Raw genomic sequence first — 23069 nt, forward strand, 5'->3', positions numbered from 1 at the left:
AAAATGGTTGATACTTTGCTTGCTACTGCACTTGATTTAGTCAATCCAAAACACCTACGCAACTGGTTCACAAACTGCTGCTACTGTACTTCATGAACTTGCAATCTGCTGTATTGTCGGCAAGCAGCAGAAGCCACTTGCAAAATTCCTTGAGCGTGTTGCAAACCCTGCTGAATATTTACTACTTGTTGCCCAATTCCACCTAAACGCTGGTTAACATCAGCTAATCCTTTTCCTGTAACAGCAGCGTTAGCTACTGAACCAGCCAAACTCCCTCCAGAGAAAATAAGGTTGAGTAAATTGGGAGAAGAACCAGTTGGCGTTGGTATTTGAGAAGAATTTGCTCCCACGTCACGCAACCATGTAACAACGTGTTTCGTCCCCACTTCCCGGATCACACCCCCAACGCGCTCAAAGGTTCCATCTGCAAGTCCTTTGGCGATCCAGTCAGCAAGCATAAACGTTACTGTAACTGTTAAACTCATGATTTTCTCCTGGTTTCTAAAACTTAAGAGGCGCGATCGCATTCTTTCTCAGTATTCCCACGACACAGCTAGCGCTAACAATTTAGATGCATCACAGAAAACGAGCGATCGCGTCCTTACACGCTAAACCTGACAGAAGCAGAGTTCAATAGTCCGCGCAGGCGGACTTTGTTTGTGTAGCCGCGATTTCCAATCGCCAGGTATTATTTGCTTTTCCTCATCACTAAAACGTTGAACAATTCATGGACAGTAATGCTTTCAGGCGTTCAGCATCGTGGATAGCATGACCATCTGGGTCGTTGTTGAAATACACGTACACGTCAATCTTTTGTTGAAGAAATGAGCGGATATGGGAAGCCCAGGTAGACAATTCTTCATCGCTGTAGCCAACGCCCCATTGCCCACTGTGCATCCGGATATAAGTCCAGGGCGCAGTCAAACGAATATCTAGCGGAACCGTGGGACTGACTGGCAAACAAAGGGCTGCACCCGCACGTTCTAATAGTTCGTACACCTGTGGAATTAGCCAACTTTGGTGTCGAAATTCAAATGTATAACGTTGTTCTGGATAAGAAGAAAGCAATTCTAAAAATGGCTGAAGGCGCTCCATATTAAGGGGCCAAGTATGAGGAAATTGGAACAGAATTGGGCCTAGTTTTTCTTGCAAACCGCCCGCTCGTTCCATTAAGCGAGATAGCGGTTCATCTGGCTCTTTTAACTTTTTCATGTGGGTAAGGTAACGGCTACCTTTCACAGCAAAAAGAAACCCTTCAGGCGTTTGTTCTCGCCACGTTTCAAATACAGACCGCTCTGGCAGACGATAGAAAGAAAAGTTAATTTCTACAGTCGGAAAGTGCTGTGCGTAAAATGGTAGTTGTTGGCTTCCAGGCATTTGCGCTGGATAGAAAATGTTCATCCAGTGCTTATAAACCCAACCGCTAGTACCAATTTGCAGCAGCGGAGCTGCCGTAAAAGGTTGAGATTCCTGCTCTTGTTCTTCACTCATTCAGTTGTTCCATTTGAACTAAATCATTATCTCTGGTAAACCACCAAGCCCAAGTGACTAAAAGTGCTTGAAAAGGAAGCCGCAACCAAAGTCATAGCTACTATTGCGAGTCACATTTGCCAGCCGCATTTGCCATTAGCTTAGTTTGAGTACGTCCCAACCGTGAGACTTATTCATAAGTTCCAAAGTTTTTGGTGATATGTTTAGCCAGTGTCAGCGCGATCGCCTATTATTCCCCAATATTATTCTCCAAGTACCTTATTGGCTTTCAGAATCAGAACGCAGCTTGGTGCATGAGTGATTACACTATCCATGACCATTTGCACCGCTTCACTTAAGGGAATCCGAACTGTTTCTATCGTTTCTGTTCCTTCTTGATGGGATTGCGTGAATGTTAATTGCTTTGCTAAAAATAGACGCACCGGACAGCAGACAATTGATGTATCTAAGTCAAAAACTCCGAGATCGAGCCATTCCGAAGCCTGAATTCCCAGTTCCTCTTCAATTTCTCGTTGTGCAGATTCCAGGTGCGGTTCATCCTCCTCAATAGCACCAGCGACAACTTCAATGCTTTCTTTGCCAAGCGCATAACGAAATTGCCGGGTAAGATAGACTACGCGATCGCTATCTATTGGCAAAATAGCAACGCCAGATTTCATTGTGACGGTAGCATACGTACCCGGTTGTCCATCAGGTTGGAGAACTTGGTCTTCACGAACATTGATAAATGAATTTTGGTACTTTCGATTTGTTTCTTGGATTGTCCAAGGGCCATGTTTTTGTGTCATGTTGCGTTCTCTCCTATTTGAGTTGTCAGATGCGAGATCAGATACCCGACTTCTCCAAGAAGTCGGGTATCTTGCGTTCAGGAATCATTTATGATTGCTATAATTTCCCGTTGACATAGGAAGGTAAGATTTCTCCCTCCCCCTTCACGGGTAGGGGTGGGGTTCTAAGTTGCATATACTCGACTCTAATTACTCTAAAGCTGGTTTAATCCGCTCATAAGAGGAGAGAAATAAACTAAAGAGAATCGCAAAGGTAAGGTCAATGACACCCGGAACTAAATAAAATGGGTGAAGACCACCGATCAAGGTGTGATAAGCCAAAACGATAAAGACAGAAACTTGGGCGCAAATTCCAAATCTTATAAGATCGTGATTTCGAGAGATATCCTTACCAACCCACCAATAACCAATCCCGATTGTAAATACCAATGCGCCAAACAGATGTAAATATTCAGGATTGGTGAGCGGTTCTTGACCCAGGATTTGGCGAATCCATTGGTCAGATAACAACAAAGCTACAGATTCGACCCAGTTAATGATAGCTTTGGTTTGAAATACGTACTTCCACGTTATTGGATTGTTCATCATTGCAAATAGTGTGTGAATTCTTGTTTGCTTAGCTTGCTGGTTCTTGACTTAACTGGGTGTCCTATACACTCGATCCCCCCTCTCCCCAGAGGGAACCCCGAATCCCCCTTAAAAAGGGGGAAAATGCTTATAACCCCTTTTTAAGCGGGGGACATTGCCAAAAATAGACACCGTAATTACTGGCTTCTTGTCACATTTTTATTAGTGCGGTTGTGAAACTGCTTCATCAACCAGTTGCACCATCCGCTGGCGTAGGGTCTCCAAACCTAAGCGTTGAGTAGCTGAAATAAACACAGCTTCGGGATACTGTTGTTGAGCGAAGGCTAGCGTTTCGCTATCTACTTGATCGACCTTGTTAAAGGCAATCAAAGCTTTACCTGGAAGGGCAGGCATTTCTCCAAGCACTTCCATGACCGACTGGATGTGGCTTTCCCAAGCGGGATGGGATAGATCGACGACATGAAGCATGGCATTCGCCTCCGTTACTTCCTCCAGGGTGGCTCGGAAGGCATCCATGAGCGGTGGCGGGAGTTCGTGAATAAACCCGACCGTGTCTGTCAGAAGAATCGTCCGCCGCTCTTGGGTTTCGGGGTTTGTAATGACTAGCTTTCGAGTTGTGGGGTCGAGGGTGGCAAATAGTTGATCTGCCGTATAAACTTCGGCGTGGGTTAACACGTTCAGCAGGGTGGACTTCCCAGCGTTGGTATAACCAACCACGGCAATCGAGGGAATTTCTTGCTCTTGCCGTTGTTGTCTAATCCGGGAGCGATGCGCTTGTAATTGGTTGACTTCCTGCTGGAGTTGGGCAATTCGGCGCTGAATGGTTCGCCGCTCTGTTTCTAGCTTGGTTTCACCCGGTCCTCTCGTACCAATCCCGGCTCCTAGTCTGGACATTTCCCGACCCCGACCCCTCAGCCGAGGCAGCATATATTCCAGTTGCGCCAATTCCACTTGCAATTTACCCGCTTGGGATTGAGCGCGTTGAGCGAAGATATCGAGAATTACTTCAGTCCGGTCTACGACAGGGATACCGATCTCGGTTTCTAGGTTACGAGCTTGAGAGGGAGAGATATCTCGGTCAAAGACAATGATATTGGCTCCCAGTTGATGAGCGCGTTGTGCAATTTCTTCAACTTTTCCATGACCAACGACCGTTTGAGGATGAGGACGCGATCGCTTTTGTTGCATTGTCTCTAATACCTGTCCTCCGGCACTTTCAACCAAGCGAACGAGTTCCTCCAGACCATCTTGAAACCGCTGGGGAGAGACGTCTTCTGTCATCAACCCAACCAGCAGAACGCGATCGCCTTTTGAGTTATTCTCGTGGAATTGCGATGTTTCAAAGCCTGACTCGGAGAACTCACTCTCCCATTCATCTACTAAGTCGTCAAAGCCTTGCTCTGTCAGGTCATCTAAGCTAAGGGGACGAGAAATAACCCAGGGCTTTTCTGCTTCGGGAACCAGGTGAGCCAGATAAGCTTCCTTGACATCGCCTGCGGCTTCACCATTTCGTCGCGCTCCATCGCCCTTTGGAACTAACACTGCTAAGGCGTCTAGGCGCTGCTGTGCCATTGCCCTGAGTGCCGCTGTATCTGGTGGATCGGATTTGAGTTGAGTGGCAAGACAGCGAATTCCACTCAAGTGTTCGCCCTTATGCCGGGGCAACTCTTGGGGCGGAATTTGCGTTTGGCTGGGAGTACCGACGGCGATTCGGATTGGGTGTCCACGTCGATTGATGTAACAGCATACAGGGTGATGAATGGACGTACTAATTTCGGCTAGCGCTTGAGCGAATTCCGGAGTCGTCAGGCGATCGCTTGGTTGGCGCTGTTCGTAAAGCCGCTGTAGTTGCTTGATATGGCTCGATTGTAATCCTTGAAGATTTCCGTAAATAGTTTGCATAAGACGCGCTAAAAAACTGGCGTATTGAATCCTTTGCTTCAATATTTACTAATCTTCTTTCTTGACTTAATCTTCCTTTTGGACTAAGTCAAGGTTAAGAACGGCGACTGGCAAAAATGGGAGATGGGCGGACAAGTGATTTACAGCGTCTACGACAAAGGCTATCGCTTAAAGTTTGAGCATGAGGATAGCGGCGTTGGAGTTTGCGATCGCTAGTTATCTTGTCGGCGCTCTTGAGGTAAAAAATGCAACATTGACAAGGGTTTAAGGTAGAACGACAAACACTTTCTTCAGGCTATAAATAATTTAGTTCGTCCGTTTACTGAATAAGGAATAGATTATTGAGTTTTATCCTAATCCCCAATTACCAATTATTCACAAATTCTTGTTTAGGCATAAAATAGGATTGCCTCCGCTATTTTTCTGCTTCCCAAAGTTCAAACTTGTAGCCTTTGAAAGCTATTTTTAAGTTGTAACCCTGTGTTTTCTCAAGTTGGTTTCGTAAAGTATCTGAGGAATCAAATAAAAATATCTCGCTGAAACCATCAGCAGCTAGAAATGTTTTTGGTTGGCTCACCAACTGTAGCTGTACTTTCGGACTGAGTAGGCGGCTGAGAGATAATACACTTCCCGGAATCTTAGTATCGCTAATCACAAGTGGATGAGAAGCTTGGTTAACGATGCGAGCCACTTGAGGATTATAAGTGTCCATAAACTTGTTCCACCATACGTCTGCTGGAAAGCTGATTGCACAGGACAAAACTCCGCACGAAAGTAGAACAACTATCACAAATTGCCACAGTTTTTGTTGCCGGATGGAATTGAAATTCCAAGTAATTTTACTAGCCAGGAGGTAAGCAACAGCTATCTGGATTCCTAAATAAGATGGGATCAAATATCGCGGTGCTGTAGATAAAAATCCCCCAGTCATTAAGTCTCGTAGCATGAGGGGGATAACCGCAATCCCAGTAAAAGTAAAAATAAATAGCCAAATTTTCGCTGGGGTATGGCGATAGAGAAAATAAATCGAATAACCAACTAAGATTAAACTAAGAGGAATAGAAAAAGGATCGTCATAACCAATCGGATCGAACCAGTAACCGCTAGGATCTACATCTAAGAAAATGTTGCTGAGATTCCGAGTCCACCATTTAACTAAAGTAAATAAATTGGGTGGTTTTGGAGCTGATGCCACTCTGTCAATGATGCGATCGCTACTCAAAACCACCCAAACCCAGGGTACGAAAGTTAGAAATGCTGCTATCGATGCCAGTAAATAAGCAATAACTGTTTTATTTTCTCGATGGGCTTTAGTTAAAATGGCATAAATCCCATGACCGATTAAAGTCAGCCCAAAAAATAAGTTTGAATAGAGTCCCAATGCCGCAGTAACTGCATAGATCGCCCAACTTAGCTTAGTTTTAACCCGGATAGCTCGTAGCAGTGCTGCACTCGATAGCAAGACAATTGCCGTCCACAAGCTATACTGCCGCGCTTCCTGCGCGTACAGTACGTGTAAAGGTGAAATAGCGATGATAGCGATCGCTATCCATCCCGTCAACGATGACTCAAATAATTCTCTGCACAGCCAATAAATGCCAGGAAACGCTAGTAAACTAATTAGGGCACCCAAACTTCTTGTCACTGCCACCGAGCTGCCAAAACACTGCACCCAAAATCGTGCCATCACGTAATATAGCGGCGGATGTTCTGGGTATTGCGCTAGCACCTGCATGGTATCGATTAAGTCTTTTTCTGGATTGGGACGCTGATACCTTTGTAAGTCTTCAACACTGATGACACGACCATCAAAAAGTTGCTGTTGCACTTCTGGTTTGGAATAGCCAGAAATCCGCATTGAGGTAAAAGCTTCGTCGTGTTGGTAAACTTTTCGATCCAAATTTGCAAATCGAAAAAATATGCCTAAAACCAGTACGCTGATGACTAAAAATTGTAGCCAAGTTGGAGGAAGTTCCCAGGAGTAGGAACCTCGGCTATTTAGTTTAGTATTAGTTTTAGCCTGAGTCCCAGTTTTTGGCATATAGATTTTCCTATATCCTCTTCCAATCCACAAATATCAAGTACTTAAACCCAGTTTCAAAAGGCTCTATGTTCTTTTGATTAGCCTCTGCACGCTTTTCAGAATCACAAGCCATCTAATTTTGTAGATGAAAATTTAAGGTTCTCGTAAAAACACGTAACTTGTGGAAATCAGTTTCTTGCTCGTTTTGTATATATAAGCCAAAAATTAAGTAAAAATACCCAGCTTCTTAGGAGTGCTTCCGCTATATCCTAAGCAATCCCTAGGGGAAATACTGACTCTCCAGAGAGTCTTTACAGAATCTTTACAGAAAATTCATCTTTTCCTAGCAAATAACAAAGACTTAGTGAAGTGTTGTCTAAGCTACAGGCAGGTAAGGGATTTAGCAGTATGTACGCCAATCCATCTTTTATTAAATCTCAGTAATATTACGGTTTAGCGTTGAAAAAGTGGAAGTTTGATAGTGTTTAATTGAAGATACTGCTAGTTTTACTGAAGCCCTAGCGACTGGAAGCCACGGCTAAATAAACTAAGTCCGGCTTGCGGGGACTCATGGAATCATAAGTTTTGAACCGGAGAAGGGAGGTTTTGTCTGTATCGCGGTGGTTTCAACCGCTAAGCCAATCTTAAGTTGACACCTGACGGGTTCTGATATTAGACCGAATTTCCGCTTTCTTCCAAAATGGCGCATTGGCAACCTAATTCTGGATGGCACGACCGAACCGGAATTTTAATCATGAACTCCGCCCCCTGTCCTGGTGCTGAAATACACGTCATCTGACCACCATGTTTGTTGACTACAATCTGGTAGCTAATCGATAATCCCAAACCCGTACCTCTACCCTCTGCTTTCGTCGTAAAGAAGGGATCGAATAGGCGATCGCGTACTTCCTCTGCTATACCGGGGCCAGTATCCCCAATCCAAATTGTCACAAACTCATTGTCCGTTACTTCGGTGCGAATCCGAATCGTACTGCGGCAAAAGAAAATCTCCTCAGGCGATCGCTTTTTGTCATACTCCTCCAAAGCGTCAATTGCATTCGCCAGTAGATTCATAAACACCTGGTTGAGTTGACCTGCATAACACTCCACCAGAGGCAGATTGCCATATTCTTTGACAAGTTGAATACCTGGATGGTTAGCGCTATCTTTGAACCGACTATGCAAAATCAGCAGCGTGCTATCTAGCCCAGCATGAATATCCACAGGCTTCATTTGGGTTTCATCCATGCGGGAAAAAATCCGCAACGACAAAATAATCTCGCGGATGCGGTCAGATCCAATTTTCATCGAACTCAGCAATTTGGGCAGGTCTTCAATTAAAAATTCTAAATCTATTGCCTCAGCGTGTTCCTTAATTTCAGGTGGCGGTGCAGGAGTGTACTTCATATAGAGGCTCAAGAGGTCGAGCAAATCTTGGCTATAGTGATGGGCGTGAGTGAGATTCCCATAGATGAAGTTAACGGGATTGTTAATTTCATGGGCGACACCCGCTACCAGTTGCCCCAAACTAGACATTTTTTCACTATGAACCAGTTGGCTTTGAGTTTCTTGAAGTTGGCGGAAGGAAAGTTTAAGCTGATGCGCTTGTTCTCGATAGCGTGCTTCTGATTCTTGCAAGGCTGCTTCAGTAGAGATGCGCTCTTGGATCTCCTGTTGCAGATGCTGATTTGATTGGGTCAACAGCTGATTGGATAGGAAAAGTTCAGCCGTCCTTTCTTTTACCCGCCCTTCTAACTCAGATGTAAGTTTTAAAAGTGCTTTCTCTGCCTTAGTTCGCTCTTCAATCTCCTGTTCCAGATGCACATTTTGTTTCTGCAATCTTTTAGTCAGATTTCGCAAGCTTAAATGGATTTTGACTCGGGATAAAACTTCTTCATGTTGAAGCGGCTTAGTAATGTAATCAACCGCCCCAAGATTCAATCCCCGGATTTTATCCACAGTCTCAGAAAGCGCCGTCATAAAAATTACGGGGATGTCTTTCGTTGATTCCTTCGCTTTCAATTGCTGACAAGTTTCAAACCCATCTATACCGGGCATGAGTACGTCTAATAAAATCAGATCGGGCGGGGAATAATCAACCTGAGCAATTGCATCCTCGCCATCCTGCGCTACCAATACTTGAAAGCCTGAATTCACTAAAAAATCGAACAACACTCCTAAATTTGTAGGGTTGTCATCAACGATTAAAATTACCCCATTTTCAATATTTGAAGGATTCATTAATTTTTTCCTACAGTCCTTAAAAATTCGCGGATCTTTTTAACTTGAAAGCTTTTAGCTAATTGACGCAATTCGCCTGAAAAAGGTGCATATTTAATATCTAATTTTTCTAGTTGATCGCTTCGCTCTACAATGCCTTTGAGATCGCCCTTCATTGCTAAATCAAATAAAGCTGCAATTTCCTCTGCTGATGGAGTAGCTAATGAATGCTGATTGCTTCGGTTTTTGGGCTGATAATTTTCTTCTTTATAGTCTTTTTCTAGTTGATTTTCGTTTTCTTCATAAACCCACTCCAGCCCTAAGTGAAGTCGTAACTTTTCTAAAAGCTCTGGTATTCGGATTGGCTTGGGCAAAAAATCATTGCAGCCGGCTTCCTTACTTTTGTTCTGATCGAAATCAAAAACGCTGGCAGAAGTTCCAATCACTATCACATCTTTTAGTTCGGGCGATCGCCTAATACGCCGAGTCGTTTCAAAGCCATTCATTTCAGGCATCATCAAGTCCATTAAGATGCAATCGGGATTAAATTCAGCCGCTTTCTTCAGGCAGTCTTTGCCATCTATCGCTTCCAAAATTTCAAACCCTAAAGGCAATAGCATCTTGAGCAAAATTGAGCGATTTTCTCGCTTATCGTCTGCTACGAGGATTTTCCGCTTATAGCCTTTAAATCCTACGATATTTTTTTGATCTTGTTTGACACCTTCAGCATATTGAAAAACTTCAGGCAAATCTAAATCAAAGAAGAAAATACTGCCTTTTCCTAAAATACTTTGGACTTGAATTTCGCCACCCATCATCTGAACTAATTGGCGGGTAATTGCCAATCCTAATCCGGTTCCCTCAGATTTGCGATGGTTTTCTCCCACCTGCTGAAACGGCAAAAATATCTCTTCTAATTGCTCTGGTGCCATGCCAATTCCTGAATCTTCCACATGGAACCGGATTTTGCCTTTGTAATAGCCGACTTTAAAAGCCACGCCTCCAGTTTCAGTAAATTTGACAGCATTGCCGAGTAAGTTTAGCAAAGCTTGCCGCAATCGTTTCTCGTCAGCCCTAACACCTGTGGGAAGTTGAGTAATCTGCTCGTAAATTAAAGAAATGCCTTTTTGTTCGGCACGGATGTTACAGATTTCGGCAATGCCTTCTAGAAACTCTGGAAAATGAAAATCTGTTGGGTGAAGTTCCATTTTCCTGGCTTCAATTTTGGAAAGGTCTAAAATGTCATTAATCAGGTTTAGCAGATGGTCGCCGCACTGGTGAATAATACCTAAACCATCTTTTTGTAAATCAGTTAAACTTTTGTCTCGCTTGAAGATTTGGGCATAACCTAAAATGCCATTGAGCGGTGTCCGCAATTCATGGCTCATATTTGCGAGAAAATCACTCTTAGCACGGTTGGCTGATTGAGCAATTTCCTGGGCTTTTTGCAAATGGACATTTTTTTCTTGTAACTCCAGGGTTCGCTCTTCTACTTTCGCCGCCAGAGTATTGCTGTATTCTTCTAGTTGTTGGTTGGCAGATTCTAAATGAGCATAGAGTCGTGCATTCTCTAGAGCGATCGCAGCCTGTCCCGATAACATCCGCAATACTTGCACCCGTTGCTGAGTGAAAGCTCCCACAACCAGATTATTTTCTAGATAAAGAATAGCAGCGAGCTTACCTTGATTGAGAATCGGAGTACAGAGCAGTGACTTGGGTTGATGTTGGCTAATGTAGGGATCGGCGTTAAAGATTTGCTCGTGGCTGGCATCATTTAAAACAACATCTTTTTGGGTTCTAGAAACATAATTCAGTACCGAAATAGGCAACTGCTGACTGGTTAATTGTGCCTGGGATTCCAGCACTTGTATCTCATCTTTAGTCCCCAATGCTTCTAGGAAGAATTGACCGTCTCTTGATAAAATCAACGCTCCAGTTTCTGCACCAGCATTCTCTATCAAAATTTTCATCAACTTATCGAGCAAGTTGGCTAGCACAATTTCGCTAGAAATCGCTTGGGATGCTTTCATCACTGTTGCCAAATCTAGAACCTCTGAAACACCGGAAGTGCTAGAACTAATGGTTTTTTGGCGCGTCTGTTTAATCGTAGTGCCTGTCTTTTTGCTCAATTTTTGGTTAAGGACAGAGGCGAGTAATTGGGAGTAGTGTTTTGCTAAATCCTCAACTTTGGCTGTTGCTCCCCAGCGCATATAAGCGTAGTAGGCATTTGTCATGTAAGTTTGAGCAATAGTTTCTTTACCCCATGACAGATAGAATTTAGCAGCTAGTTCGTGAGCCAATGCTTCTTCGTTGATATACTCGTTTTCTTTAGCGAGTGCGATCGCCCGATCGTACATCTCCATCGCTTCTATTTTTCCGCCTAAAATCCGAAGCCGCTCTGCCTCTACTAGATAGAATTTGTGCAGATGATTGATTGGGGCATGATGCGCCCATTTTTGCATTTTTTCTTGATTAGCTTGTACTCGATTAAGAATATCCTGTTGTTCAGACTGTGAATCAGAATATACAGCTAGCCGTACTAAAGAATCATAGAAATAGAAGATAACAACAGTTAGCTGTCCTGTAGACGAACCGAAAGAACTTTCTATCTGAGGAATAGTTTTTAAAGCTTCCGCGTAATTTTCAAAAACATAACTAATCGCAAGCTTGTGCAAGTATAAGTAATGAATTGCTAGTTGGTTGTTGGTTTGCTGATATAGCGGTAGCATTTTATCTTCGTCATAGGCTTCCCCCTTTAACTGGTATACATTTTGGGTTATTCCCATCATGTTTAAGACGGCTTGCCAACAAATTTTTGTATTATTAAGTGCTGTTTTTTGGCTAATTTTATGAAGGGCATCCGTGTAAGTTGCTATCTCTCGTTCGAGTTGCATTAGTTCCTTGCCAACAAAAAACGAGTAATGACTCCACACCATGATGGCATAGCCAGCATATTCTAAATCTCCGGTTTCCAACCCGCTAGAGAAAGTTGACAGGAAAAGTTCTAGAATATTCCTGACGTGTTCCTTCCAATGTTGAACGGCAGCATAGACCAAGTGGCACGTCTTGGCCTCGATTTCTTTAGCATTTAACTTAGATACTAAACGCAAAGCTAATTGACCGAATTCATAACCCCCTTCAATATCTCCTACAGCCCCGCAAAGAAGAAGACTATATACGGCATATGCAAAGGGAGACACAGAAGCATTGCCATATTGAACGGATAAATCGACCTGTTTACATACTGTTAAAGGCACCAGTGAGGGCATCGCAGAATAGCAAGCAGAAAATATACTTGACAGAATCCTTATCGCTGCTAGTTGATGAGGATCGGTCATTTCAGGGAGATCGATTAATTCCTCAGTTCGCTTTCCGCTCAAAATTGCCGCAGTTTCCCCCAGCGCCTGCCCAATATCAGACGGGTTTGGCGAGTCAGGAAGCTCTACCCCCAAATGCTTTAAGACTTGCAGCCCCGTATTCAGTGCTTCTAGCAGCTTGTTCTGCCCCATATAAGCTTGAATCTGGACTTCGGATATCTTCACTTTGTCCAATAGCGTTTTGGCGCAGTTTTGCACGATTTCAGCCAATCTCTGCATTTGAGCAAAGTCACCGCTTAAGTATGCTGCTTCTGCTGCTTCGGTATGCAGCGCTAATGTTAGGTCATACTGACTCTTCCAGCTAGAATCTGCCAACAGTCCCAAACCTACGTGCAAGTATTTAACAGCCGAGTCATACGCTGTAGCTGCTTTGGCTCTCTGACCTGCAATCAGGTTGAGTTGGGCTAGTTCATATTTTTTTGCTTCAGTTTTTAGTAAGTCAGTACCGTAATTGAGTTGGTTAACTAAAGCGAAGATATTTTCTTTTCGTTCTTCTGGCGTTGTGGAGTGTAGCAGTAATTGACCAATCCTCAAGTGTGTTGCTTTCTTCTCTTCATCTGGAATCAAAGAATAGGCAGCTTGCTGCACTCTGTCATGTAAAAACTTGTAGTCAACTTTGACATCAGTTAAAGTAAATTCCCCGGATTCTTCTTGACTAAATACCAACGGAATTTTGTACTCATTGCTCAAAGGTAAAATTAAACCAGCCTGAAGCGCTGACCACAACTGTGCCGCTGTAACCAAGGAGGATTCTTCATTGATAACGCTCAAAACTTCTAAATTAAAAGTGTTGCCAATACAAGCAGCCAGTTTTAACACTTTCTGGGTGTCTGAATGCAGCTTGCGAATATTTCTAGCGATCAGTTCGACAACATTATAATCGGTGATGCCGATCGCTTGAATTTGCTTAATATTCCAGCGCCATGTTCTAGAATATAAATCATAAGTTAATAAATCTTCTTGATAAAGGGTTTTGAGCAGTTGATTTAAGAAGAAAGGATTTCCCTGAGTTTTGTTGAAAAGTAGAGAGGCTAAATTTCGCGTTTCTACTGATTCATTTAAAGTATCGGCAATTAATTCTTCGACATGAACCAGGTTTAAGGGTTGAAGGACAATATCATTTACTGCCGCCCCAGTTTTGCGAATCTTGTCAATCGTTTGAATTGTTGGATGCGTGGGGAAAACTTCGTTATCTCGATATGCCCCAATCAGCAATAAATACTTGTTATCGGTATCGATCATTAGCAGTTCGAGCAATTTCAGCGATGCTGAATCCGCCCACTGCAAGTCATCTAGGAAGATAACTAGGGGATGTTCAACAGTTGTAAATACGCCTATAAATTGTTTAAATACACGGCTGAAACGATTTTGAGCTTCAGTCGCCCCTAGTTCTGCTACGGGTGATTGTTTGCCGATAATCAGTTCAACTTCGGGAATTACATCAACGATTATTTGCCCGTTAACGCCTAAAGCACCTAAGAGTTTCTCTCTCCAAAGTTGAATTTCTGCTTCGCCTTCGGTTAGAAGTTGTTGAGTTAAGGATTGGAATGCTTGAATCAAGGAAGCATAAGGAATATTGCGCTTAAACTGATCGAATTTACCTGCAATAAAATATCCCCGTTGTCGAACGATAGGTTTGTGAACTTCATTGACTAAAACAGTTTTACCAATGCCGGAATAACCGGAAACAAGCATCATTTCCCCAGTACCATCGGAGACGCGCTCAAAGGTATTTAACAGGGTAGTAACTTCCGCCTCACGACCATAAAGTTTTTGAGGAATCAGTAATTGACCTGCTTTGTCAGCACTACCGGGAATAAAGTCAGAAATTCTTCCGGTAGTCTGTAGCTTCATTAGACAGATTTCCAAGTCAAACTTTAAACCTTCTGAACTTTGATAGCGGTCTTCAGCATTTTTAGCTAACAGTTTCATTACAATATTGGAAATTGCCTCTGGAATTTCCGTATTTAGTTGATGAGGTGGAAGTGGCATTTTGGCGATATGGCTGTGTACCAATTCCAGAGGCTCGCTAGCATTAAAAGGCAATTCACCTGTGAGTATTTCATAAAAGGTGACACCTAGAGAATAGAAGTCGGTGCGGTAGTCAAGTGACCGATTCATTCTCCCGGTTTGTTCCGGTGACATATAGGCGAGAGTACCTTCAAGTAAGGCGGGGTTGCCAAGGGTTTGGTTTTCTCTTTCTAGACGAGAAGCAATGCTAAAGTCGATTATTTTAACTTGCTTTGTCTCTGGATTAATGATGATATTTTGAGGTTTAATATCTTTATGAATAATTTGGGCTAAATGCAGTTGAGCAAGTGTGGATGCTAGCTGAATGGCTATGTTTAAAAGTTCGCTTAAGTCTAAAGAGCGATCGCTAATATAATTTTTTAGCGAGATTGCCCCAAAATCTGACAAGATAAGTGCTAGACCATTCTGATAGTTTTCTAAAGCTAGGGGCTTGACAACTCCTTCTATATCTACTAGCGTTTCTAAAATTTTATATTCATGTTTTAGCCGGGTCAGCTCTTCTAAGGTGGGATACTCGGCTTTGATCGCTTTAACGATCGTTGGTGTTTTATCCAACTTCCTAGAAGCACGATAAATAACGGTATCGGTGCCTTCATGTAGGGCTTCAACGAGTTCGTAACCGGGAAGGGGAAGAATCATTTTTATAAGAGTGTGGGTAGCGTTAATTGGGAATAAATTTATGGGAATCCCTAAAAATAAGGATAATTCGCCAGTCGATTTATCGTTCCCAAACCCCCCTACAAATTCTCGAATCCTAAATAAAGCTCAATATTCAGACATACAAGTTAGTATTTCCACACTACCCAGCTTGATGACGCAAGGGATTGGATAAGATGAACCATAAAGCTACTCAGACATTCAGGAAACACGAAGTTCTTCAGCTTGGTGTCTGAGTGCCTTTGTGGTTTAAAAAAGCAATTTTTTGGCAAAAGGATTTAGAAATGGAGTTTCTGCTCGCTTCTAAGTCGTTACTTTACGTAGCAGAGTTTACCGCCATAAATACAAATCTCAGTACAAATACTCCAGCTAAAATCCACACAGCTAAACTGACTTCGTGCGCTTTTCCTTGAAATGTTTTTACCAGTGGATAAGTCATAAAACCAATTGATAAACCTTCGGCAATTGAGTAAGTCAAAGGCATCAGGAGAATCGTCAAAAAAGAGGGAATTGATTCGGCAGGATCGTCCCAACGAATTAGACGGACATTTCCTGCCATCAAGACGCCAACAACGAGCAGTGCGGGTGCTGTAGCAAAGGCGGGAATTGCTGCCAACAAAGGGATAAAAAATATTGACAGAGTAAATAAGGCGGCGACGACAACGGCAGTAAACCCGGTGCGTCCCCCTTCCGAGACGCCAGCGGCTGACTCGATATAGGTTGTGACGGTGGAAGTTCCCAGAATTGCCCCCACAGTGGTTCCCACGGCGTCTGCCATCAGCGCTTCACTCGCGCGGGGCAGTTCCCCATTTTCATCAATGTAGCCTGCCTGGATGCCGACACCGGCGAGGGTGCCGATGGTGTCGAACAGATCGATGAACAAAAAGACAAAGGTGACAGCGATCAAATTCCAGATATTGGTTTGATTAATCTGACTCAACCCCTGGAAAGCTTGACCGAGCAAAGCTCCTGGCCACTGGGGAAGTGCGATAATTCCAGAGGGCGGGGGTGTAATGCGAAGAATCCATCCCAACAAGGCAGTGGCGAGAATTCCCCATAATAGCGCTCCTTTGACACGGCGAGCGACAAAAGCAAAGGTGATGAGAATCCCCGCGATCGCTACCAGTGTTTGCGGCTGTTGCAAGTTTCCCAAGGCGGTTTTCGTGACGGGGTTCGCCACAATAATCCCCGCACCCCCCGTTTTCGGATCGCCAGCCAAGCCAATATAAGCGATAAATAAACCAATTCCCGCCGCTGTCGCTTGTTTGAGGCATTCAGGAATGGCGCGGATAATTTGGCTGCGAATACTTGATAGGGTCAAGGCAATGAAAATTAGCCCCTCGATCAAAACGGCGCTGAGGGCAACTCGCCAATCAATTTTCAGTGCCAAAACGACAGAAAAGGCAAAAAAGGCATTGAGTCCCATTCCCGGTGCCAAGGCAAACGGATAATTAGCCGTTAATCCCATCATCAAGGTCGCAATGGCGCTGGAAATCGCGGTTGCGATCGCCAACTCCCCAAATAAATCTTGCGGTTTTTCCAGAAAAATGGCATTTGACAAAATTCCCGGATTGACTGCCAGAATATATGCCATTGTCATAAACGTGGTCACGCCTGCCAACACTTCGGTGCGAAAGTTGGTGTGGAATTCCTCAAATTTAAAAAATCGCGCGATCGCACCCTGCCACCCGGTCGGCGGGGGCGAAGATCCTTGACTGGCAACGACTTCAGTTTTGCTCAACTCATCCTTGTTCATTTTTTTGTCTGACACGCACTCTACTCAGAGTAAAGTTTTATTGAGAAATTTTTGGGATGATGCTACACAGTTTGGAAATGCCTTGAAGCGTTTGAGCAGGTTTTTATGTTCTTGTTTAACAAACGTTCTATCAGCCAACGGTGGTTCTGGATTGGAATGGCTGGCGTATTCTTGGTTTCGCTTGCCCTGCGTTTTTGGGGGCTGGAACGATTTAATACTTTAGTGTTTGATGAAGTTTACTATGCGAAGTTTGCCAACAACTATTTAACCCGGACTCCCTTTTTTGATGGGCATCCCCCTTTGAGCAAGTACATCATCGCCGTGGGGATGTGGATAGGCGATCGCTTACCCTTCGGGAAAGATACGATGAACGGGCTGACGGGTTCTCTGCATTCGCCTTGGAGTTACCGTTGGCTAAATGCGCTGACTGGCTCATTTATTCCCTTAGTGCTAGGGGGAATTGCCTATCAACTCACTTATCGGCGCAGCTATGCGTTAATCGCTGCTATCTTTGCTGCCGCTGATGGTTTATTCCTTGTAGAGTCGCGCTATGCCCTAAATAACGTTTATCTAGTTATTTTTGGACTGATGGGGCAGTGGTTTTTCTTATTAAGTCTCGCGAATCAAGCGATGCAACGCTGGTTTTGGCTAGCGCTCGCCGGTATTTTTTTCGGGGCGTCCGTGGCTATCAAGTGGAATGGCTTGTGGTTTCTGTTAGGTGCCTACTTTATGTGGGGTTTTGCCTGGGCGCTGCAATGGGCGCAACAGGTATTCGATAAAAGGAGCAAAAAAACCGGAGAACCTGGGACTCAAGGATCGGAGGAGCAGAGGCGATTTTTTCCTGATTCCTCAGTCGTGACTCCTGACTCCTCAGTCCTAAATCCTAGCTCCTCAGCCCTGACTCTGACCCCGTTACAAAACCTGACCCAGCTAAATTTACTTCACATTTTAGTGAATTTAGCAATCATCCCATTCCTTTTTTACGCCGTTATCTGGATTCCTCACATTCAACTCAACCCAGAATTTGGATTTTGGGAGGTGCAAAGGCAAATTCTGGCATACCATCAACGAGTGGGTGATGGGCCGACAATTCATCCTTACTGCTCCAGATGGTATACCTGGCTGTTGATGCTGCGCCCGGTGGCGTACTTTTACCAAACGGCTCAAAATACGAACACGATGGTACCCGCACTTCCGCCTTTACCGAAAGGGGTGGGTAACGTGATTTACGATGTCCACGCGATGGGAAATCCAGTGCTGTGGATTCTTTCAACGGCGGCAATTTTACTGCTGCTGTTTTTGCTAGCTCAATACTTCTTGACTGGGAAAGGATGGAAATTTACTCCAAGCGTTTCAACTTGGATTGCCTTGTATTTGGTTCTAAACTGGCTGGCGAATGTGCTGCCTTGGGTGCGGGTAACTCGCTGCACGTTCTTATACCATTACATGGGAGCGTCTGTGTTTTCGGGGTTGGCGCTTGCCTGGATTGTCGATAGGTGGCTGCAAAGTCCAGCGCGTGAATTAAGAGCGATCGCACTGACGGTAATTTTTGCGATTTTGGCAGCTTTTGTGTTCTGGATGCCAATCTATTTAGGTTTGCCCTTATCTCCCAGAGATTATCAAATCTTGATACCGCGCTTCAATATTCGGTCTGTGCCACCTTGGTTACGCCAGTGGGTGCCGAATTGGATTTAGGAAAGTCTGAAAGGTTTAGGGTTGAGTAATGAGTTTGAAAATGCTCTCTTTTTCTAATCATTAAAAACTCAACCCTCAAAATTCAAATTCTGATAAATAAAGAGCGATAAACGGGTTCGCCGCGAGAAAGAGTAGTGATTTCGCGTTCGGTTGGCACTGGCAGGGGATTCGTGTCTAACCAAACGTCACCTCCCTGTCTTTGGAAAGCTGGGGAAGAAGAGAAGCGATCGCGCATTTCCACTGCGATCGCCTCAACATCTGACTGAACAAAAACCACTCCTCCAGTAACCAGGTACTTTGCCAAAACTTCGAGCATTTCTGGCTGCACCACGCGGCGTTTGGCGTGTCGATTTTTAAACCACGGATCGGGAAATTGAATGGTGACGCGCTGCAAGGTGCCGACTGGCAAAGAACTCAAAATAGGATTTAATGAGTTATTGGCATTACAAAATAAGTAGTGAAGATTTTCTAATTGCGCCTGCTGTTTCCATTCATTGGCTTCTTCTACTAAGGTTTCTCGAATTTCCAAACCCAGATAATTCCAATCGGGTTCTACCGTCGCCATTTTCAATAAAAACCGCCCCTTAGCACACCCAATATCTAAATGCAGCGGCTTTGTCGGATCGACATAAATAGTCTGCCAGTCGGGAGGATTTACCGGCGTTTGATACTTGGCGGAAAGTGGATTAACGTGTTGGCGAACTCGGACGGGTGACAATATGAAACTCCTTTTTTGGATGTTAGCGATTTAGTAACTAATATCATTCAACACAAAGTTTTTCCCTCTCCCTAACTCTCTCCTACAAGGAGAAGAAACAGGCATATTTTAGCCTCCAGAGCGCATTTCGCTCCCTTTCCTGGTAGGGAAGGAGGTTGGGGGTTAGGTTTTGATGCGAACTTGGCGCACTAACTGCTTCGCGTGCGGAAGAGAATGTACCAAAGGTTATGATCGACGGGGATTGCTATTATCACATTCCCTCATCCATTTTTGCGTTGGCGCTATGAGTCTCAATTTTCGTTTTGCTGTCATCAGCGACTTACACATTGCACTTCCTGACACGATTACGGATCATCCCAGCCGTTTTCACATGGTAGAAGTCAGCATCCCAGCATTGGAGATTGTACTGAGACATCTGGAACAACTTAACTTAGATTTTCTGTTGATACCGGGAGACTTAACGCAGGATGGGGAACCAGAAAATCATGCTTGGCTGCAAAAACGCCTCTTGAAGCTCCCTTTTCCCGTCTACGTGGTGCCGGGGAATCATGATGTACCCAGTTTACTCCCTACTGATAGCGCCATTGGACTCCAAGAGTTTCCCCGCTATTACCAACAGTTTGGCTACGAGCATCCGGAGCAACTGTATTACACGACTCAAATTCTACCCGGAGTGCGTTTAATTGGGCTGAATTCCAATAATTTTAGCGATCGCGGGAAACAGATAGGGCGTTTGGATGATGCTCAGTTGGCATGGCTGCAACAACATCTCAAAGAGGTTGATGATGAGTTAGTGATGGTGATGGTGCATCACAACGTCGTCGAGCATCTACCCGGACAATCCACCCACCAGCTAGGGCGTCGGTATATGTTAGAGAATGCGCCAGTGCTGCTGCAAATGCTCCGCGAGGCGGGGGTAAATCTAATTTTTACAGGGCATTTGCATATTCAGGATATTGCTTGCGATCGCGGTGTTTATGAGATCACCACAGGTTCTCTGGTTAGCTATCCTCATCCCTACCGGATCTTGAACTTCCGCACCGATAAGCAAGGCAAAAAATCCTTGCAGATTGAGTCGCATCGGGTGGAATCTGTCCCCCATTTCCCAACGCTGCCACAATTCTCACGAGATTGGATGGGCGATCGCTCGCTTCCCTTCATGCTCAAGTTGCTGACTGAGCCACCCTTAAATATCCCGATGACAGAGGCAGAGGGACTCGCCCCCAATTTACGCTATTTCTGGGCAGATGTTGCCAAGGGGGATGTTTTATTTGATTTCTCCCACTTCCCCCCAGTCGCAAAGCGTTATTTCGAGTCATTTGGCGCGATCGCTCCCGATGGCACCCCCGCCCTCATTGACAATTACACAACTTTATCTCTATAACCTAATTCATCAGCTCTTTGATCTATCTTTAGTAAGATGCTGTTCAATCTTTACCTTCAGTAAAGTGTCTCTAAAGTGCCATAGCATTGCTTAAGCTCATTCTCAGTCTAGATACAAGTCTCTAAATCCACGCTCTACATCGTGACCTTAGTAGTAGACCAACGAAACTGGATAGAAGAAAGTCGTCATAGCCATCGCGGAAGTGCCATGTTGTTTGCACCGATGGTGGAATTCAATGTGATGGCTGAAGTTGGAGATACTCCTCCTTAGTTAAGGCGGTTTAGAGGCGAAGCCAGACGATTAGGCGATCGCAGTGAAAAGAAACTAAGCTAGTTTCCTAAAATTTTCAGGATTTTAGTAAGCATAAGTGAAAATTTTGCTTGCTCATAGTAACTATCTTTAAAGCCTATAGCTTAGGCTTCTAAGCTTCCTTGGGTTTGGGGGCATTGAAACTAACACGAGTAAGAGTCTGTTGTATCGAACGGGCATTACTTTTGAAATGACTGTAAGTTAACAACAACTCCAGCTTTTTCATAGAATTTTACCTCTGCTCGCTACCTTAGGTTGATGGCTTGAAGTCAAAGACAAGCTTGCTGAAGCTGTACTGATTTCGTTCAAGAGATAGTTACTCCTACAAATCATCAAATGTTAGTTTTCCTTAGGATGATTTTGGAGTGCATTTACCATGACTAACAACATAAGTACTGAAAAATTTCAATCTTTATCACATTCCCGGTGGTCGCGGATGAACGAATTCCTCTTAATTACCTTAATAGGAGGAATTCGGCGACCGTTGGGTACGATGCTGCGAAGACTACTCTACCCAACAATTTTAGGTCGGGTAGGTAAAGCTCTATACATTCAAAGTGGAGTTGAATTGTTGAATGCTTCTTCTATTGAAGTTGGAGACAATGTCAAAATTCTTCGAGACGTTCGCCTAAACGCTAGCGGCGAAAACAGTAAGATTTCTCTGGGAGATTTAGTATGCCTCGATCGAGGCGTTGATATTAATGTTACCGAACGAGGTAACTGCAATATTGTAATTGGGGAACGAACGCATATTTCTCCCTATACCTGTTTAGGCGGTCCAGGTAATATCAAAATTGGCAAATTCTGTTTAATCGCATCACACGTAGGAATTTATGCCAACAATCATAACTTTGCAGATCCTACAGTTTATATCTGGAAGCAAGGTATCACTTGCAAAGGAATTGTGATTGAAGATGACTGTTGGCTAGGCAGTGGAGTCAAAGTCCTCGATGGAGTCACCATTGGGAAGGGAAGCGTCATCGGCGCAGGCGCGGTTGTAACCAAAGATATTCCCCCTTACTCAGTTGCAGTTGGCGTTCCTGCTAGGGTTATTTCTCAGCGAAATAGCGTTTGCGAACGCGAAATAAAACAGGAAATTTTAGTTGCGGACTCTTAACAATTTAATAGAGAATGCTATTTTAAATAGTCTTCCTGCTGCTGAGCAAAAACTCAATTCCTGTTACAGATCGCTTGATATCTGTTATTACCAAAATCAGATTTGACAGAAACAGCCATGGACATTCAAAATTACCGCTATCCTTCCCAATGGAACCGTCAGAAAGAATCTTTATTCATTACATTTTTTGGGTGGTTCCCCTTATCAATCGGTTTAAGACTGCGAAACTTTTTTTATCGGAGTATTTTAGGACGTATAGGTAAGTCTGTTCTGATTCAACCAGGTGTTGAGTTTATTCGCGCTTGTTGTATTGAAATTGGAGATAAAGTTAAAATTTTTCGGGGAACTCTCTTAGAAAGCGGCGATCAGAATAGTCGAATTTATCTTGAAGAGGAGGTGTCCCTAGGCAGAAATATTTATTTATATGCTGGTGGTCAAAACAGTAAAATTTGTCTGAAAAAGCGGGTTAGGCTCGACCGTGGCGTTGATATCAAAGTTATGCCTGGAGGTTGCATTGAAATTGGAAACAATACGTATGTTGGTCCATACACTTGTTTATCTGGCAGTCAAATCAAAGTTGGCAGAGACTGTTTAATTTCTTCGCATACCACCATTTATGCTAGCAATCATAACTTTGCCGATGCCACAAGTCCGATTGTCAGCCAAGGTGATACCTGCAAGGGAATTGTGATTGAAGATGATTGTTGGCTGGGAAGCAAAGTAACCGTCGTGGATGGAGTCACGATTGGTAAGGGTAGTGTCATCGGTGCAGGCGCAGTCGTAACTAAAGATATTCCTCCTTATTCGGTTGCTGTAGGTGTACCGGCTAAGGTTGTTTCCAAACGCAATGGTACGGCTGAGAATTTAGTAAAAGTTGGGGGTCTTAAACTTACCGATTCCAGCAACATTTAATCTAACTGTGCCGGAATTGTGAAACAAATAGTTTGGGAACTGGTAATCGGTAATTGTTTTTTCAGGAATTACCTGTTCCCCGTCTTGAGGTATAAAGTTTC

General features: G+C 43.9%; 15 protein-coding genes. 5 read left to right on the plus strand and 10 right to left on the minus strand.

All coding sequences use genetic code 11. The features are described from left to right. Window positions 1-80: 80 nt before the first annotated feature. The 9 genes from NDI34_RS17385 to NDI34_RS17425 form a co-directional block, all read right to left on the minus strand. Window positions 81-485, minus strand: a complete 405-nt coding sequence (locus tag NDI34_RS17385) for a hypothetical protein (protein ID WP_348233292.1) — start codon at window positions 483-485, stop codon at window positions 81-83. 223 nt (window positions 486-708) lie between these two features. Next, on the minus strand, window positions 709-1491 hold the full coding sequence (locus tag NDI34_RS17390; RefSeq protein ID WP_348233293.1) for a DUF72 domain-containing protein: 783 nt from the start codon (window positions 1489-1491) through the stop codon (window positions 709-711). 242 nt (window positions 1492-1733) lie between these two features. Beyond that, window positions 1734-2279, minus strand: coding sequence for an NUDIX hydrolase (locus tag NDI34_RS17395; protein ID WP_348233294.1), 546 nt, complete (start codon window positions 2277-2279; stop codon window positions 1734-1736). A gap of 189 nt (window positions 2280-2468) precedes the next feature. Continuing rightward, complete coding sequence (locus tag NDI34_RS17400; RefSeq protein WP_242029033.1) at window positions 2469-2867, minus strand: hypothetical protein; 399 nt, start codon at window positions 2865-2867, stop codon at window positions 2469-2471. A 201-nt stretch (window positions 2868-3068) separates the two neighbouring features. Then, window positions 3069-4769 (minus strand): GTPase HflX, encoded by a 1701-nt coding sequence (gene hflX, locus NDI34_RS17405; protein ID WP_190414814.1) that lies wholly within the window; start codon window positions 4767-4769, stop codon window positions 3069-3071. A gap of 415 nt (window positions 4770-5184) precedes the next feature. Then, window positions 5185-6810 carry a glycosyltransferase family 39 protein gene (locus NDI34_RS17410; RefSeq protein WP_190414815.1) on the minus strand — a complete coding sequence of 542 codons (1626 nt, stop codon included), beginning with the start codon at window positions 6808-6810 and terminating at the stop codon, window positions 5185-5187. A gap of 654 nt (window positions 6811-7464) precedes the next feature. Then, on the minus strand, window positions 7465-9033 hold the full coding sequence (locus NDI34_RS17415; RefSeq protein WP_348233295.1) for a response regulator: 1569 nt from the start codon (window positions 9031-9033) through the stop codon (window positions 7465-7467). After that, window positions 9033-15059 (minus strand): AAA family ATPase, encoded by a 6027-nt coding sequence (locus NDI34_RS17420; RefSeq protein ID WP_348233296.1) that lies wholly within the window; start codon window positions 15057-15059, stop codon window positions 9033-9035. Before NDI34_RS17420 ends, NDI34_RS17415 begins: the two co-directional genes overlap by 1 nt. 334 nt (window positions 15060-15393) lie before the next feature. Further along, a complete protein-coding gene (locus tag NDI34_RS17425; RefSeq protein ID WP_348233317.1) occupies window positions 15394-16833 on the minus strand; it encodes an NCS2 family permease in 1440 nt (479 codons plus the stop codon). A 105-nt stretch (window positions 16834-16938) separates the two neighbouring features. Here NDI34_RS17425 and NDI34_RS17430 point away from each other — a divergent pair, with 105 nt between their 5' ends. Beyond that, on the plus strand, window positions 16939-18528 hold the full coding sequence (locus tag NDI34_RS17430; RefSeq protein ID WP_348233297.1) for a phospholipid carrier-dependent glycosyltransferase: 1590 nt from the start codon (window positions 16939-16941) through the stop codon (window positions 18526-18528). 82 nt (window positions 18529-18610) lie between these two features. Here the strand turns inward: NDI34_RS17430 and trmB are convergent, their stop codons facing one another. Beyond that, complete coding sequence (gene trmB / locus NDI34_RS17435) at window positions 18611-19246, minus strand: tRNA (guanosine(46)-N7)-methyltransferase TrmB (protein ID WP_348233298.1); 636 nt, start codon at window positions 19244-19246, stop codon at window positions 18611-18613. A gap of 283 nt (window positions 19247-19529) precedes the next feature. On the opposite strand from trmB, the gene NDI34_RS17440 reads away from it, so the two are divergent. The 4 genes from NDI34_RS17440 to NDI34_RS17455 all read left to right on the plus strand — a co-directional run bounded on the left by NDI34_RS17440 (window position 19530) and on the right by NDI34_RS17455 (window position 22968). Next, window positions 19530-20630 carry a metallophosphoesterase gene (locus NDI34_RS17440; RefSeq protein ID WP_348233299.1) on the plus strand — a complete coding sequence of 367 codons (1101 nt, stop codon included), beginning with the start codon at window positions 19530-19532 and terminating at the stop codon, window positions 20628-20630. Between the two features lie 141 nt (window positions 20631-20771). Continuing rightward, on the plus strand, window positions 20772-20900 hold the full coding sequence (locus NDI34_RS17445) for a hypothetical protein (protein ID WP_277877460.1): 129 nt from the start codon (window positions 20772-20774) through the stop codon (window positions 20898-20900). A gap of 475 nt (window positions 20901-21375) precedes the next feature. After that, window positions 21376-22056, plus strand: coding sequence for an acyltransferase (locus NDI34_RS17450; RefSeq protein WP_348233300.1), 681 nt, complete (start codon window positions 21376-21378; stop codon window positions 22054-22056). A gap of 117 nt (window positions 22057-22173) precedes the next feature. Continuing rightward, window positions 22174-22968 (plus strand): acyltransferase, encoded by a 795-nt coding sequence (locus NDI34_RS17455; RefSeq protein ID WP_190984822.1) that lies wholly within the window; start codon window positions 22174-22176, stop codon window positions 22966-22968. Window positions 22969-23069: the final 101 nt, after the last annotated feature.

Origin of the sequence: Trichocoleus sp. DQ-U1 (assembly GCF_039961925.1) — a bacterium.
GTDB lineage: Bacteria > Cyanobacteriota > Cyanobacteriia > Cyanobacteriales > FACHB-T130 > FACHB-T130.